The sequence below is a fragment of the Parabacteroides hominis genome (assembly GCF_014287585.1).
Classification (GTDB): domain Bacteria; phylum Bacteroidota; class Bacteroidia; order Bacteroidales; family Tannerellaceae; genus Parabacteroides; species Parabacteroides hominis.
In genome coordinates this window covers 1-14,475 of sequence record NZ_JACOOJ010000015.1, presented here as the reverse complement: position 1 = coordinate 14,475, position 14,475 = coordinate 1, and the positions used below count along the sequence as shown (strand labels likewise).

Here is a 14,475-nt window from a genome sequence, read left to right as displayed (position 1 = left end):
GCGTTCTAACTTTTATAAACTTTTATTGATCTCGTCAATGTAATTAAGAATTTCATCTCTTCCTTCTTTTTTCTCGGAAGAGGAGAGGAGGATGGGAGGAAGTTCTTCCCATGATTCCAATAACTTCGTCTGGTAGGCTTTCAGGTTCTCCTGCAAGCGGCTTTTGCTGATTTTATCAGTCTTTGTGAAGATGAGGGAAAAGGGAATACCGTTTTCTCCAAGCCATTCCATAAATTCCAAGTCGATCTTTTGCGGCTCGTGGCGGCAGTCGATCAGGACAAACAGATTCGTGAGTTGTTCACGTTCCAAGATATAATCTTCGATGATCCGCTGGATATTTTCGCGTCCCTCTTTTCCTCGCTGGGCGAAACCATAGCCGGGGAGATCGACCAGATACCATTGCCCGTTGATAAGGAAATGATTGATAAGCATTGTCTTTCCCGGTTTCTGGGAGGTCATGGCAAGTCCCTTTTTCCCGGTCAGCATATTGATAAGAGAGGATTTGCCAACATTGCTTCGCCCGATAAAAGCGTATTCCGGCAGATCACCTGCGGGACATTTCTTTACGTTTGTGTTACTGATAACAAATTCTGCGCTTTTGATTTCCATTCTATCTGTTGTTTATTGATTTATACTATTCAAACTGAATCCGGGCCTAAAGATAATTGAAATTTCCCATTTTTAATCGAACAAAGCCATAATCCCCAGAAAGTGATAGCCCCGTTCAGCATCAACATCTCGTAGCCGAAAACATATCCCGTATGCCGTTTCACTAAATAATCGGTCAGGAAACAGATCAAGGGAGACAGGATACATATGTAAGGAACAAATCTGTCACGTGGATGTTTTTTCGTAAATAACCCGAACATAAAGAGGCCGAGCAGCGGTCCGTATGTATAGGATGCAATCATATAAATGGCATCGATCACACTCCGGCTATTGATCGCCTTGAACGCGAGTATGATAATGGCAAACAGGACGGAGATCATTAAATGGACCGCCAGGCGGGTGCGTTTGGCGGTTTGTGCCTTTTCCTTTTCGACGCCTAAAATGTCGATGCAGAAAGAGGTCGTAAGGGCTGTCAAGGCGGAATCGGCACTGCTGAATGCCGCCGCGATGATACCGATCGTGAAAAAGATCAGGATCGAATGCCCCAAGATGCCGGAGGTACAGAACATCGGGAGAATATCGTCGCTCAATGCGGGCAATTCGATATGTTGCTGCGATGCGAGCGTCAGCAGCAGGACACCAAGCGAAAGGAACAGGAAATTGACCGGTGTGAAGGCAAAACCATAGGTGTACATATTCTTTTGGGCGTCTTTCAAACTCTTGCAGGAAAGGTTTTTCTGCATCATGTCCTGATCGAGGCCGGTCATTACGATGGTGATAAAGATTCCGCTAAAAAACTGTTTCGCGAAATGTTGTGTGCTGTGCCAGTCGCCGAACTCGAAGATGCGGAAATGCGGGCTGGCTTGCAAGGTCTGCACCATGCCAGCGAAATCCAGTTGCATCTTGTCTTTCACCTGCCAGATGATCACGATCAGCATGGCGACCAGGCATAATGCTTGCAACGTGTCTGTCCAGATGATCGTTTTGATGCCGCTCCGATAGGTGTAGAGCCAGACCAGGAAAATACTGATAACGACCGTTACGGCGAACGGTATGTCCCAGGTGCTGAATACATAATGTTGCAGGATCAGCACGACCAAATAGAGCCGCGCCGCCGCCCCTACGATCTTGGACAGAAGGAAAAAGGAGGCCCCTGTTTTATAACTATGCCGCCCGATCCGGTCGTCTAAGTACGAATAGATGGTGGTTAGCTGTAGTTTATAATAAAGCGGCAACAACACTTTGGCGATCAGGATATATCCGAAAAAGAACCCTAAGACCGTCTGCATATAGGTCATGTCTATACTGCGTACCATCCCCGGAACAGAAACGAATGTGACACCTGAAAGCGATGTCCCGACCATTCCGATCGATACGATATACCAGGGAGATTTACGGTTACCGAGGAAAAACGCTTCATTGCTCGAACTTTTCCGCCCCGTAATCCAGGCGATCAACAGAAGGATTCCGAAATAGGCGGCTATGATAAAGAGGATGATATAGCTATTCATGACTTGTCGTTAATTTGCCGTAAAGATAAGGGTGATTTATGATTTGGACAAACGATCGCAATATTCGGAGGGAGTAAGCCCTTCCAGTTTCTTGAACATACGGCTGAGGTGTTGGGGATATTCGAATCCGAGTTCGTCGGCAACCTGCGTGATACTGGCCCCGGATGCGAGTTCGTTTTTCACCCGTTGGATGACATATTGGCGGATATAATTGCTTGCGGTATCACCTGTCGCCTTTTTGATCATATCTCCGAAATAGTTGGACGACATGCATAATTTGTCGGCACAGTATTGTACAGTCGGTATGCCAAGTGACAACTGCTTCTTTTCTTCGAAATAATTTCGCAGCAAGGAGTCGAACTTCATGAGTATATCCGAGTTTTCCAGCTTTCGGGTAATGAATTGCCGGTTATAGAAGCGTTGGCAGAAGTTCAGAACCAATTCGATATATCCTACTATGATAGTGTCTTGTAGTTCATCGTGCCTTTTCTGAAGTTCATCCCTTATCTGTTGCATCAACGAAACGAATATGTCGTGTTCTTCGTCGGTCATGTGTAGGGCTTCATTGACGCGATAATCGAAAAAGGAATAGTTCTTTATGGTCTTTTCCAAAGGGGCGCCGTGCAGTATATCAGGATGGAAAAGCAATGCCCATCCCGTCAGCATTACCTGTTCGCCGTTATCTTCCTTTCCTCCAATCTGACCGGGAGCCACGCAGATGACGGTTCCTTTCTTGTAATCGTATTTGCCGCACCCGTATGCCAGATCTATATCCGCTTCATCATGGAAGAAAATGCCATAGACACCATAATTGTTCAGGCTATGGCGGATGGGTGACACCTTTGCATAGTCGATGACACTGACCAGCGGATGCCGGTCTGCGTGTCCGAGATAGTGGCTGTAATCGCTCACGTTTCTTATTTTCAAAATCTTGCTCATAGCATCATGCGGGATTCGATAGATATGTACAAATATATATTATATCAAATGAATAAAATAATATTGATCCATTAAAATCAGTAAAAACGGTACAAACTCCCCACTTATCGTTACATCCGTTTTTTGCGTGGCATGGTAACTTTGCAATACTGAAAAAATAGAAAAAGATGAACGAACTAATAGACATTCCTACAGCATTGTATAACGATGAAGCCGTATGCTTCATTGCAGACCGCTATCATACCACCCCTCAGAAAGTAATGCGATGTTTTCTTGTGCAAGCCGGCTTGGTTCCCGATACGGAAGAGGAAGCCATTGCCTTTCATTTGGAAAACAACGAGATAGAAATATTGCGGGGATTGACTTATTGCAGTCATACATGAAATCAAAAATCGACCTGGTGGGCCATCGGGCCGACCCGTTCACCGAAAGTCAAATAGATAAATAAGCTGATTTATGAAAATGTTATCATTGATTCCCTTGATGTTGCTGGCTGTATTGTCAATGTCAGCTTGCCTGAATCTGGATAAGCAACCCGGTATGTGTGCCAAACTGCCTATGGCAGCCGACGGCATTGTGCGGCTATCGAAAATAGAGGTTTATCCGGAGTATCTTGAAGAATATATAAACTATGCGACCGAAGTTGGCGAGGTCTCCCTGCGTACCGAGCCAGGAGTGCTGACCATGTATGCCGTCAGTGAAAAGGAGAATCCCTGCATGGTTACCATCCTCGAAACGTATGCAAACCAGGAGGCTTATAAATCTCATATCGCATCGGAACATTTTCAAAAGTACAAACAGGGGACGCTGCATATGGTCAAGACGCTTGTCTTATCCGACCAGGTTCCACTCAACCCTGCAAGCCGAATCAATAATTTTATTCAATAAACGCAACGATTATGAATAGATTCTTTTTATTATTAATGTTCAGTATTTTAACATTCAACGTTATGGCACAGGAAAAAATAGTACAGACGGCAGGACGCGACCAGTTGGGAGCGTTCGCCCCTAAATTTGCGGAACTCAACGACGACGTCCTCTTCGGCGAGGTATGGAGCCGCACCGACAAGCTCGGTCTGCGTGACCGCAGTTTAGTGACGATCACCTCTCTTATCAGTCAAGGTATAACGGACAATTCGCTCGTTTACCATCTTCAGTCTGCCAAGAAGAACGGCATCACCCGTACGGAGATTGCCGAGATCATTACCCATATCGCTTTCTATGCCGGTTGGCCTAAGGCGTGGGCTGCATTCAACCTCGCAAAAGGCGTGTGGGCCGAAGATACGGCCGGAGAAGATGCTAAAGCCGCTTTCCAGCGCGAGATGATCTTCTCCATTGGCGAGCCTAATACGGCCTATGCGCAGTATTTCACCGGTAACAGTTACCTCGCGCCGGTTTCGCGCGAGCAGGTAAATATCTCCAATGTCACTTTCGAGCCGCGTTGCCGCAACAACTGGCATATCCATCGTGCAACGAGTGGCGGCGGACAAATGCTCATCGGCGTAGCCGGTCGCGGCTGGTATCAGGAAGAGGGCAAGCCGGCGGTAGCGATTCTGCCTGGAACAGTCATCCATATCCCGGCAAATGTCAAGCATTGGCATGGTGCTGCCGCCGACAGTTGGTTCGCACATCTTGCGTTCGAGATTTCCGGCGAGAACACCTCCAACGAGTGGCTTGAACCGGTTACGGATGAAGAGTATGGCCTGATTCATCGGTAAAATATTTGTTTTCGCAGGGAAATTTTGGCTTTTTGTCTATTTTGTTTTGCTTATGTTATTAATTTCTTGTTCCTTTGTATCAGCTGGAGCTCGGGAGAGTCAAGGCAACCGGTTTTACAAGACCGGAGACAAATAGGTAAACACAATAAAGAAAAGGCTGCGATCTTCGGATACGCAGCCTTTTTGATTTCAGCCTTATGATTTATTGTCGACGCATAAATCATAAATCCCTCAATACCTTTTTTCAATAGAAGCTCCGGGGAAGTAGTGGGAGAGAATCTGCCGGTAATCAAATCCCTCGCCCGCCATCATGGCGGCTCCGATCTGGCACAACCCTACGCCATGTCCCCAACCGGCGCCGGTCAGGACGAACCGTCCGGGGATGTCGAATCGCATATCTTCTTTGTCCACGACAAAAGCCGAACTGTACAGATGTGTTTCGGACAAGGTCCGGCGTATCTCCAGCTCCTTGCCGATGGTAAAGGTCCGGTGCGTCCCGACAATCTTCAGCATTTCGATGCGGCCGGAAGTGCCGCGGCTAACCGGAACCAGGTCCAGTATCTGGCCGAAATCGATGCCGCTTTTGCGATGGATCAATTCGGCTAATTCTTCCTGCTTGTAGGATACTTTCCAGCGGTAAAAGTCTGTTGTCTCCTGGTCGTAGTTGTTTAGAACCTGGCTGAGGACCTCTTTGTCGGATGTATTGCAAAAAGCGTCGGGAGCGGAGCGAATCCATTTCCGAGCCTCTTCTTCCTGAGTAAGGTCCGGAAAAGTTGCCTCCCGGCTGTCCCTCAATGCTGTCAGGTAGGAGTGGGGGACCGGTTCCCAGCAATGTTCGAACTGTTCCGTTACGCCTCCGCAGCATTTGGAAAAGCGGGCATCGCAGATCGTTTCGCCATCCGTCAGTATCTCGCCTCTTGTCTCGTGGATCACCTTTTGGACGACCGGGTTGGAGGCGCGGGTGATTCCCTGGTAACGCTGGCAATGGTCGTCGGCACAGACATCGAAGATATCATGGTCTTCGCGGTCATACCAGCGGACCAGTTGCTCATTATCCCGGTAAATGCTTTGTTGTTTGTCCTCTTTTCCCGCCAGGCGGAAGTCCTTTTCGATCTGTGCGAGCAGCCAGCTGCGGGAGATGACGGCATGTGCCTTCAGCAGCTCCATCGAAGCCTGTGCGCTCATTTCCGAAGAGATGACGCTGGTCAGGTATTCTTCGACGTCCACCTGGTTGATGACGACAATGCCGTCCTTGCCCGTCACCAGGTTGAAAGCCCCTTTGAAGCATTGGTCTTCCTGCCGTTGCCAGTGGAAGTTACGGCCTATGGTGACTGCCTTCAATTCGAAAGATGAGGAAGGGGAGGCCGGTTCAAAGAATATCTCTTTATACAACTTCCCGTTGAAAACGATATTGCTGTTTACAAATAACGCGCGCTGTTCTCCCGTCAGGAACTGTCCGGTTTCCGTATGTACATACTCTCCATGAAATACAAACGAAACGGCCTTTTCCGTCATAATGCCGACATTCACTACAGGTGCTTCCATGTTTTTAAATTAAAAATTAAAAATTAAAAAATAAGGAGTGATGATCCTTTTCACTCTTTCTTGGCTTTCAATGAACTTATCGCCAAGTATGTGATCAGGATTGCATACATCACAATAGCCAGTGCTCCGGCTAAGTTGCTTTCCATCCATTCGGTATCGACCAGGTTGATACCGGCGAAACGCATGGCTGCGCTGACGACTCCCATCAAGGCTCCGCCTGCGATGAAACCGGATGCTAACAAAGTCCCTTTTTCCAGACGTGCACTGTTCAGGGCCTGGTCTTTGCTGCGGCTGCCTACATACCAGCTGATGGCGCCTCCGATCAGCAACGGCGTGTTCAGCTCCAGCGGAATGAACATGCCCAATGCAAATGCCAGCGCCGGAATCTTACAGAAGTTCAGGATGATGGCCAGTAAGGCTCCGATGGCATACAGCGCCCAGGGAGCACCCGAACCGCTCATCAACGGCTCGATGACCGCAGCCATCGCATTGGCTTGCGGAGCGGCCAGTTGTCCGCTCGTGAAACCGTATGTCTGGTTCAGGATCAGGATTACACCGCCTACGGTTGCTGCCGATACTAAGGTTCCGAGGAACTTCCAGCTTTCTTGCTTGGCAGGTGTGCTGCCGATCCAATATCCGATCTTCAAGTCTGTGATAAAACCGCCTGCCATAGAAAGCGCCGTGCAGACCACGCCGCCGATAATCAGCGCCGATACCATGCCGGCTGTCCCTTTCAACCCGGCGGCAACCAAAATGATGGAAGCCAGGATCAAGGTCATCAACGTCATGCCGGACACGGGGTTGGTCCCGACGATGGCAATCGCATTGGCGGCAACGGTTGTGAAGAGGAAAGCGATTATCCCGACGATCAACAATCCGATTAACGCGTAATACCAGTTATCCAGCACGCCGAAATGGAAGAACAGGTACGTCACGATCAGCGTTGCAAAGATGCCGATGGCGATCACTTTCATCGAAAGGTCTTTCTGCGTACGGATCTCTTCCGTTTGCACGGCTCCCGTTTTTCCTTTCAGCTCTTTGGCGGCCAACCCTACGGCTCCTTTGATGATTCCCCACGACTTGATGATACCGATCACGCCGGCAGTCGCAATGCCTCCGATACCGATGTGGCGGGCGTAGGTGGTGAAGATCTGTTCCGCACTCATGCTTCCTACCGTCTGCGTAATGGCATCGTTGCCGAATGTCAGGACATCGGCGCCGAAAACGACAGACATCAATGGTATGATTACCAACCATACTAAGAATGACCCGGCACAGATGATGGCCGAATATTTCAATCCGATGATATATCCCAAACCTAACACGGCGGCGCCGGTATTCACTTTGAATACGACTTTCGCCTTGTCGGCCAGCATCTCGCCGACACCGACGATGCGCGTGCTGACTGTCTCGCTCCACCAGCCGAAGGTCGCGATGATGAAGTCGTACAGACCTCCGATCAGCCCCGCATAGATAAGCGGCTTCGCCTGGTTGCCTCCCTTTTCGCCGGACACCAATACCTGCGTGGTGGCAGTCGCTTCCGGGAACGGATATTTACCATGCATGGTCGATACGAAATACTTCCGGAACGGGATCAGGAGCAGGATGCCGAGGATACCGCCCAAAAGCGAACTCATGAATACTTCGAAGAAGTTGATCGTGATCTCCGGATACTTATCCTGCAAGATGTAAAGGGCGGGTAGCGTAAATATGGCGCCTGCCACGATAACGCCGCTGTTCGCCCCGATAGACTGGATAATGACGTTTTCGCCTAACGCGTTTTTACGTTTGAACCCGCTGGACAATCCTACAGCTATGATCGCAATCGGGATGGCGGCCTCGAATACCTGTCCGACTTTCAGTCCGAGGAAAGCAGCCGCCGCACTGAACAGGACGGCCATGACAAGTCCCCAGAATACAGACCAGGGAGTTACTTCCCGATACTGTTTGCCGGGCGACAGGATGGGTTTATATACCTCACCTTCTTTCAGTTCTCTGTAGGCGTTTTCCGGTAGCCCGCTCACCTTTTCTTCATCTTCTTTCTTCACGGTGTTTATTTATTTAGTTAGATTTAATTAGAATCTGCTTATCGTATGTTGGCTAAGCATCGCAAAGCTACATTATTTCTCTTTAAGAAACAAATGAACCTGATCGTAGCATCTATTCTTGGCTGTATGCCTTATTATTTTGTAATCGGCGGCGCTGATTATAAAATCGGCGGCGGTGATTATATAATTGCTGCCGCTGATTACATAATCGCCGGTTGCGATTACAATATATATCGGCAATTAGCAAACTTTGTCTGCCTAAGGACAGGAGAATTCTTCGCCCCTTTCCGGCTTTTATGATTTAGTTGTCCCTGATCGCTCCTGAATTTCATTTTTATATTACCTTTGTACTTAAAGAAGATCAGATTGCGAATGAATCAAAAATATCCATCAGTCTTATTGGAAAATGCGGTGAACGAATTGTCGTCATTGCCGGGAGTGGGGCGTAAGACGGCGCTCAGGCTGGCGCTCTATATGCTTCGCCGGGATGCCGGCTACACGGAAGGGTTTGCGTCCGCGCTGTTGGCGCTTCGCCGGGATGTCAAATATTGTAAGGTCTGCCATAATATATGCGACGATGACGTGTGCTCTATTTGCGCCGACCGGCAGCGTGACCATTCGACGGTCTGCGTGGTCGAGAATATCAAGGAAGTAATGGCGATCGAAAACACGGGGCAGTTCCGCGGCGTTTATCATGTCTTGGGCGGCATTATTTCGCCGATGGACGGGATCGGTCCGGGCGACTTGCAGATCGACAGCCTGGTACAACGGATTGCCGAAGGGGAAGTGAAGGAAGTGGTCTTAGCGCTCAGTACGACGATGGAGGGCGACACGACAAACTTTTTCATCTACCGCAAGCTCTCCTCATACGATGTGAAAATATCGGTCATCGCCCGTGGTGTCTCCATTGGCGACGAAATCGAATATGCCGATGAAATAACGTTGGGACGTTCCATCGTGAACCGCACCAGCTTCAACGACTCTATTAAGATCTGATTTAACTTTCAATTCCCATGAAGCTCTCTATTATCATAGTTAATTATAATGTAAAGTATTTTCTCGAACAATGCCTCTGTTCCGTCCGTGCTGCCATTGCGGGGATGGAGGCGGAAGTGCTGGTTGTCGATAATCATTCGGCCGACGGTTCGGTCGAATATCTCCGCCCGCGTTTCCCGGAAGTCACTTTTATCGAGAATAAAGATAATCCGGGATTTGCAAAAGCGAATAATCAGGCGATCCGGATCAGTAGCGGAGAATATGTCCTCCTGCTGAACCCCGACACCGTGATAGGCGAGGAAAGCATGCGCTCCCTTTGTTTCTTCATGGACGAACACCCGGAGGCGGGCGGAATCGGGGTGAAGATGCTGGACGGGCACGGCGCTTTCCTGGCGGAGAGCAAGCGGAGTTTCCCATCTCCCTGGGTGTCTTTCTGTAAGATATTCGGGCTGTCGAAGCTGTTCCCTTCTTCCCGCCTGTTTGCCCGTTACAGCCTGCCGTATTTGAATAAGGAGAAGCAGCATAAGGTCGAGGTGTTGGCTGGCGCTTTCATGTTTCTCCGCCGTGAAGCGCTGGATAAAGTGGGACTGTTGGACGAGTCTTTCTTTATGTATGGCGAAGACATCGATTTGTCCTACCGGATTGTGAAGGGAGGCTATGCGAATTATTATATCCCAGAACGTATCCTTCATTATAAAGGAGAAAGCACGAAGCATGGTGATATTAAATATGTAAAAGCCTTTTATGGAGCCATGCTGATATTCTACCGGAAATATTATCCGCATTCCGGTTGGCTGATGAGCATGCTGATCCGGTTGGCCGTTCTGCTGAAAGCGTCCCTTTCCGCTGTCGCCGGTATGTTGGGGCTGAAACGGAAACCCCGGACGAAACATCGCCGCCTGCTGGTGCTTTGCCGGGAAGAAGAGTTTGAGGAGGTGAAAGCAGCCTGTGTGAAACGGATGCCTGATCTGGAATATGTCAATCTTTGGAATCTGAGTGAAGAACGTGTGATGGATGCTATCTGCCGCCGTAACCAGATGAAACGCTTTACCGATTTGGCATTCTGCTACCCGGACGCCCGTTTCGAGCAGATGCTCCTATTGATGGACAAGATGGTCGATAAAAAGATCAGCTATCATATATATAATAAAGGAAGCAAACAACTGATCTGATGAAAATGGAATTACTTCAAAACGAAACCGTCCGCCTTCGCGCCCCTGAACCGGAAGATTTGGAACTGCTCTATGCCTGGGAAAATAATCCCGGATGGTGGGAGCTTGGGAATACGCTGGCGCCTTATTCCCGTTATCTGTTGAAAGAATATATTGCAGAATCCCACCGGGATATATTCGATTTGAAGCAATTGCGCCTGATGATCGACCTTTGCTCCACGGGCGCAACGGTCGGCATGCTGGATTTGTACGATTTCGACCCGCATCATCGCAGGGCAGGAGTCGGCATACTGGTCGATCCGCTTTACCAGAAGAACGGACTGGCGACAGAAGCGTTGACTCTATTGGTCGGATATGCTTTTTCTTTCTTGAAGTTGCATCAACTCTTCGTGCATATCCCGATAGGGAACGAACCCAGTAAAGCCCTCTTTACCCGTTGCGGTTTTACCGTGACAGGCATACTGACAGACTGGATAACGACTAAAGACGGTTATTCGGATGTCTTGACGATGCAGAGAATTAATGGTTAAATTAAGAATTAAGAATTAAAAAATAATACTCGACTCTCATTTTTTAATTTTTAATTATTAATTCTCAATTAAGCGATGGCTCTTTCGGATATTTAGTCCATGCCTCATATTGGCTGCCGAGCGATTCGAGCGATTTTTTCCAGAAGTCTTCACCTTCGGCAAGCAACACGTTCCGGTTGGAGGCATGGCTTACGACCCATGAGTTTTTGTCTATTTCATTGTGCAGTTGCCCTTTCTGCCACCCGGAGTAACCTAAGAAGAATTTTACTTTCCCGTCGATAGGATGCCCGTTTTGGATATAACGTATCAATGCGCTGAAATCACCGTCGAAATAAAGATGATCGTTTATCTTAAGGGAGTTCGGAATAATCAGGTCTCCCAAGGAATGGATAAAAAACAAACGGTTTGCACTGACCGGACCGCCTATGTAGATCGGCATTTTCGGAAATCCTTGCAAATCGGCAAAGAAAGTGTTGACCGATAGCTCTGTTTTCTTGTTTAATACAAAGCCCATCGAGCCTTCTTGCGTGTGTTCTACCAATAGTACGACGGAACGTTGGAAGTAGGCATCTTGTAAAAAAGGTTCTGATATCAGGATGCTTCCCTGAGCCGGAAGTACGTCATTATGAGTTATTTTGAATATATTGTTATACATTGCCATGACAGAGTAATACTTGCTGGTTAATAAAACTGCGACAATATATAGCTTTTGGTTTAAAGAAACAAACGAAAAGCCGGACTTTCATGTTAATGAACCATAAATAAAAGTCCGGCCTATGTTAATTATGCAGTGTGATTCTCTTTGAACAGCTTCAGGCGTTCTTCGAGAAGGGCATATTGATGCGGTTTGATAAAAGAAGTACAAGCGCGTAGGCCTTCCTGGTTGCTGCCTGTCGTACTCAATGAAATGGCGCTTACGCCGTAATAAATGAGTTCTTCCATCAGCTCTCCTCCTGTCATTCCCGGATAAGTGATCGTGAAATAAAATCCGTCCGCGATCGGTTCGTCCAGGTCATGGTCGTAGACGATCCGGAAGCCATAATCGGTAAAGATCTTTTTCAGTTTTTCCGCCCGGCGTCCGTACTCTTTTACTTCCGAAATAAAATCGAACGTCCCGTCTGCCGCAGCTTTGAACATGGCTGCCAATGCGAACTGTGCCGAATGGCTTGTGCCGGACGACAGGGCATACAGTACGCGGTGAATGTACACGGTTCCGAACGTTCCGCCTCCGTAACGTTGTGTCAGTCCGGGATAGGCCCGGTGATATAGTTTGTCGGAGATTGCCGTGACGCCGATGCGCTGTCCGGCATAGCTGAATGCTTTTGAACCTGAAATCTGTAAGATGTAATTATCCGTATAGCGGGCAACGGTTGCCTGGAAAGGCGCTTCAAACGGTTTTCCCAACGGTTTGCGGAAGTCCATAGCGAAATATGCCAGGTCTTCGATCACGATCGTATCGTATTTGTTTGCCGTCTCTCCAATGATTCTCAACTCTTCTTCCGTCAGGCAGAACCAGGCCGGATTGTTGGGGTTGGAGTAGATCATGGCGGCAATGTTGCCTTGGGAAAGATACTTTTCCAACACGTCCCGAAGCTTTTCACCCCGGTATTCGTACACGTCGAACGATTCGTATTTATAGCCCATGACCGTGATCTGCTGCTTCTGGACAGGGAAGCCCGGATCGATAAAGAGAATCGTGTCCTTTCCCGGCGTACATTGTCCGCAGACGAGGAATGAAGCGTATGTTCCCTGCATGGAGCCTGTTACGGGGACGCAGCCTTCCGGCGCTACATCGATATCGATAAATGCCTTGATGAAACGGGATGCTTCCGCTTTTACATCGGGTGTGCCATTGATATTCGGATAGATGGAAGCAACGCCATCCTGAAGGGCTTTGATTTCGGCATCGACACCGACTTGGGCCGCTTTCAGTCCGGGAACGCCCATTTCCATGTGGATAAATTCTGTTTTAGTCTCTTGTTCGAGTTGTGTGGATATGGCAACGACCTCGCGGATCGTCGCTTTCCCGAAATCGGGAAGTCCGTAGCCATCTATAATTTTTCTGGCTGTCTGATAATCTACCGGAGTATTCTTCATGATTGTTATTGTTTATATGAAGGGCAAAAGTAGAAAAATAATCCATCCGACGTAAATTTTTGCCACGAAACTATTGCAAGATTCAAAATAATATCTACCTTTGCACCGCAATCGAAAGAGATTGTAAGACAAAAGTTCTGGTTCGGTAGTTCAGTTGGTTAGAATACATGCCTGTCACGCATGGGGTCGCGGGTTCGAGTCCCGTCCGGACCGCCAGAAACAAAAAAGCCTTTGGTTCATTGCGAATCAAAGGCTTTTTTTGATTCTGGAACTGCCAGAATCAAGGCTCATCCTGCATTTATGGGGACAAATATGTTTCCTTTGCTTGCTCTTGGGGATGTCTGGATCTGTACCCTTCCGGCTTGCCGGCAATAAAAAGAAAATATTCCGGTGTTCCTGTAAACAAAAGGGCAATCATAAGCCCTGTAACAAGATTAAACACAAAGGAATTAAGCGACAGCTTTGCTGGCATACAGATATATGCTAAATTTGTCTCTTGTAAAACAGTACAATATGGAACACCTCATTGAAACCGAAAGGCTTGTCATACGCCTTGCTGAACCAAAAGATGCGGAAAGCATTTTCTCTTATCGTTCTGATTTTGTTGAAAATAAGTATCAAGGATGGTTCCCTGATTCTGTCGAAGAAGTTCGTGATTATATTACTAATATGCCAAAAGTATTGGATATTAACGATATATGTTTTCAGTTTGCTATTTTCCTTGTATGTGAGAAAAGGTTGATTGGCGATATGGGAATCATTTTTACTAATCATGACAATATGCAGGCTGAAATCGGATGTACACTAAACAAAGATTACCAAGGGCAAGGCTATGCTACAGAAGCATTGAAGGGAATGGTTCGCTTTCTGTTTGGAACGTTAAATAAACATCGGATTATAGCCTCGGTAGATCCGAGAAATACAGGTTCTATCCGATTAATAGAACGGTTGGGGTTTAGAAAGGAGGCTCATTTCAAAGAAAGTTATTATCTGCGCGGGGAATGGGTGGATGATGTAATTTATGCGAAGCTTAAAGCAGAGTGGGTTGATAATGAAAAATAGAAAAGAGTTTATCACTTAAAATGGATAATAAGTATAGGAAAGGGCGGGTATAAAACGCCAAAAGGGGCTGTCCAAAAAGTGTGACAGCCCCTTTTGCTATTGTTTATTTCGGTAAAAAGTAGTATCTTACCGTTGCAAAAAAACAAACATTATAGCAATGGCTAAGATAGTATTTAAAGAGTTAACATCCAACCAAAATGTACTTTTTCCGGTTAGTTTATCGGAAAAGATAGCTCCCAATCATCCCG

Annotated in this window: 13 protein-coding genes, 1 tRNA gene and 1 pseudogene; 8 read left to right on the top strand and 7 right to left on the bottom strand. The window is 47.5% G+C overall.

What is annotated here, in order from left to right; translation table 11 throughout:
* Positions 1-12: 12 nt before the first annotated feature.
* Genes yihA through H8S65_RS09905 form a run of 3 tightly spaced genes read right to left on the bottom strand, consistent with a single transcriptional unit; the run spans position 13 to position 3,047 of the window.
* Positions 13-609: a ribosome biogenesis GTP-binding protein YihA/YsxC gene (gene yihA, locus H8S65_RS09915; protein WP_186929834.1), complete on the bottom strand. Its 597-nt coding sequence runs from the start codon at positions 607-609 to the stop codon at positions 13-15.
* Positions 610-638: 29 nt separating this feature from the next.
* Complete coding sequence (locus H8S65_RS09910) at positions 639-2,120, bottom strand: sodium:solute symporter (protein WP_186929833.1); 1,482 nt, start codon at positions 2,118-2,120, stop codon at positions 639-641.
* A gap of 36 nt (positions 2,121-2,156) precedes the next feature.
* A complete protein-coding gene (locus tag H8S65_RS09905; RefSeq protein ID WP_255489157.1) occupies positions 2,157-3,047 on the bottom strand; it encodes a helix-turn-helix domain-containing protein in 891 nt (296 codons plus the stop codon).
* 179 nt (positions 3,048-3,226) lie between these two features.
* Here H8S65_RS09905 and H8S65_RS09900 point away from each other — a divergent pair, with 179 nt between their 5' ends.
* The 3 genes and pseudogenes from H8S65_RS09900 (at position 3,227) to H8S65_RS09890 (ending at position 4,777) form a co-directional block, all read left to right on the top strand.
* On the top strand, positions 3,227-3,442 hold the full coding sequence (locus tag H8S65_RS09900) for a hypothetical protein (protein ID WP_186929831.1): 216 nt from the start codon (positions 3,227-3,229) through the stop codon (positions 3,440-3,442).
* Between the two features lie 130 nt (positions 3,443-3,572).
* Positions 3,573-3,947 (top strand): annotated as a pseudogene (locus tag H8S65_RS09895) (putative quinol monooxygenase); the annotation flags it as partial.
* Positions 3,948-3,958: 11 nt separating this feature from the next.
* Positions 3,959-4,777 carry a carboxymuconolactone decarboxylase family protein gene (locus H8S65_RS09890; protein ID WP_186929829.1) on the top strand — a complete coding sequence of 273 codons (819 nt, stop codon included), beginning with the start codon at positions 3,959-3,961 and terminating at the stop codon, positions 4,775-4,777.
* 231 nt (positions 4,778-5,008) lie between these two features.
* Here the strand turns inward: H8S65_RS09890 and H8S65_RS09885 are convergent, their stop codons facing one another.
* Entirely contained in the window at positions 5,009-6,322 is a 1,314-nt protein-coding gene (locus H8S65_RS09885; protein WP_186929828.1) for a SpoIID/LytB domain-containing protein, read from the bottom strand.
* 50 nt (positions 6,323-6,372) lie between these two features.
* Positions 6,373-8,370: an OPT family oligopeptide transporter gene (locus H8S65_RS09880; protein WP_186929827.1), complete on the bottom strand. Its 1,998-nt coding sequence runs from the start codon at positions 8,368-8,370 to the stop codon at positions 6,373-6,375.
* Between the two features lie 372 nt (positions 8,371-8,742).
* Here H8S65_RS09880 and recR point away from each other — a divergent pair, with 372 nt between their 5' ends.
* The 3 genes from recR to H8S65_RS09865 are packed head-to-tail and all read left to right on the top strand — an operon-like array spanning position 8,743 to position 11,068.
* A complete protein-coding gene (recR, locus tag H8S65_RS09875) occupies positions 8,743-9,366 on the top strand; it encodes a recombination mediator RecR (RefSeq protein ID WP_186929826.1) in 624 nt (207 codons plus the stop codon).
* A gap of 17 nt (positions 9,367-9,383) precedes the next feature.
* Positions 9,384-10,538, top strand: coding sequence for a glycosyltransferase family 2 protein (locus H8S65_RS09870; RefSeq protein WP_186929825.1), 1,155 nt, complete (start codon positions 9,384-9,386; stop codon positions 10,536-10,538).
* 5 nt (positions 10,539-10,543) lie between these two features.
* A complete protein-coding gene (locus H8S65_RS09865) occupies positions 10,544-11,068 on the top strand; it encodes a GNAT family N-acetyltransferase (RefSeq protein WP_186929901.1) in 525 nt (174 codons plus the stop codon).
* A gap of 64 nt (positions 11,069-11,132) precedes the next feature.
* Here the strand turns inward: H8S65_RS09865 and H8S65_RS09860 are convergent, their stop codons facing one another.
* Positions 11,133-11,729, bottom strand: a complete 597-nt coding sequence (locus tag H8S65_RS09860; protein WP_186929824.1) for a YqgE/AlgH family protein — start codon at positions 11,727-11,729, stop codon at positions 11,133-11,135.
* Positions 11,730-11,851: 122 nt separating this feature from the next.
* On the bottom strand, positions 11,852-13,165 hold the full coding sequence (locus tag H8S65_RS09855; RefSeq protein WP_186929823.1) for an aminotransferase class I/II-fold pyridoxal phosphate-dependent enzyme: 1,314 nt from the start codon (positions 13,163-13,165) through the stop codon (positions 11,852-11,854).
* 139 nt (positions 13,166-13,304) lie between these two features.
* On the opposite strand from H8S65_RS09855, the gene H8S65_RS09850 reads away from it, so the two are divergent.
* Positions 13,305-13,381 (top strand) — tRNA-Asp (locus H8S65_RS09850).
* Between the two features lie 297 nt (positions 13,382-13,678).
* Positions 13,679-14,227: a GNAT family N-acetyltransferase gene (locus tag H8S65_RS09845; RefSeq protein WP_186929822.1), complete on the top strand. Its 549-nt coding sequence runs from the start codon at positions 13,679-13,681 to the stop codon at positions 14,225-14,227.
* Positions 14,228-14,475: the final 248 nt, after the last annotated feature.

Bases quoted from the DNA above. Each gene is read 5' to 3' on its own strand.
- yihA (WP_186929834.1), bottom strand. From the start codon at position 609: ATGGAAATCAAAAGCGCAGAATTTGTTATCAGTAACACAAACGTAAAG.
- H8S65_RS09910 (WP_186929833.1), bottom strand. From the start codon at position 2,120: ATGAATAGCTATATCATCCTCTTTATCATAGCCGCCTATTTCGGAATC.
- H8S65_RS09900 (WP_186929831.1), top strand. From the start codon at position 3,227: ATGAACGAACTAATAGACATTCCTACAGCATTGTATAACGATGAAGCC.
- H8S65_RS09890 (WP_186929829.1), top strand. From the start codon at position 3,959: ATGAATAGATTCTTTTTATTATTAATGTTCAGTATTTTAACATTCAAC.
- H8S65_RS09885 (WP_186929828.1), bottom strand. From the start codon at position 6,322: ATGGAAGCACCTGTAGTGAATGTCGGCATTATGACGGAAAAGGCCGTT.
- recR (WP_186929826.1), top strand. From the start codon at position 8,743: ATGAATCAAAAATATCCATCAGTCTTATTGGAAAATGCGGTGAACGAA.
- H8S65_RS09870 (WP_186929825.1), top strand. From the start codon at position 9,384: ATGAAGCTCTCTATTATCATAGTTAATTATAATGTAAAGTATTTTCTC.
- H8S65_RS09865 (WP_186929901.1), top strand. From the start codon at position 10,544: ATGGAATTACTTCAAAACGAAACCGTCCGCCTTCGCGCCCCTGAACCG.
- H8S65_RS09860 (WP_186929824.1), bottom strand. From the start codon at position 11,729: ATGGCAATGTATAACAATATATTCAAAATAACTCATAATGACGTACTT.
- H8S65_RS09855 (WP_186929823.1), bottom strand. From the start codon at position 13,165: ATGAAGAATACTCCGGTAGATTATCAGACAGCCAGAAAAATTATAGAT.
- H8S65_RS09845 (WP_186929822.1), top strand. From the start codon at position 13,679: ATGGAACACCTCATTGAAACCGAAAGGCTTGTCATACGCCTTGCTGAA.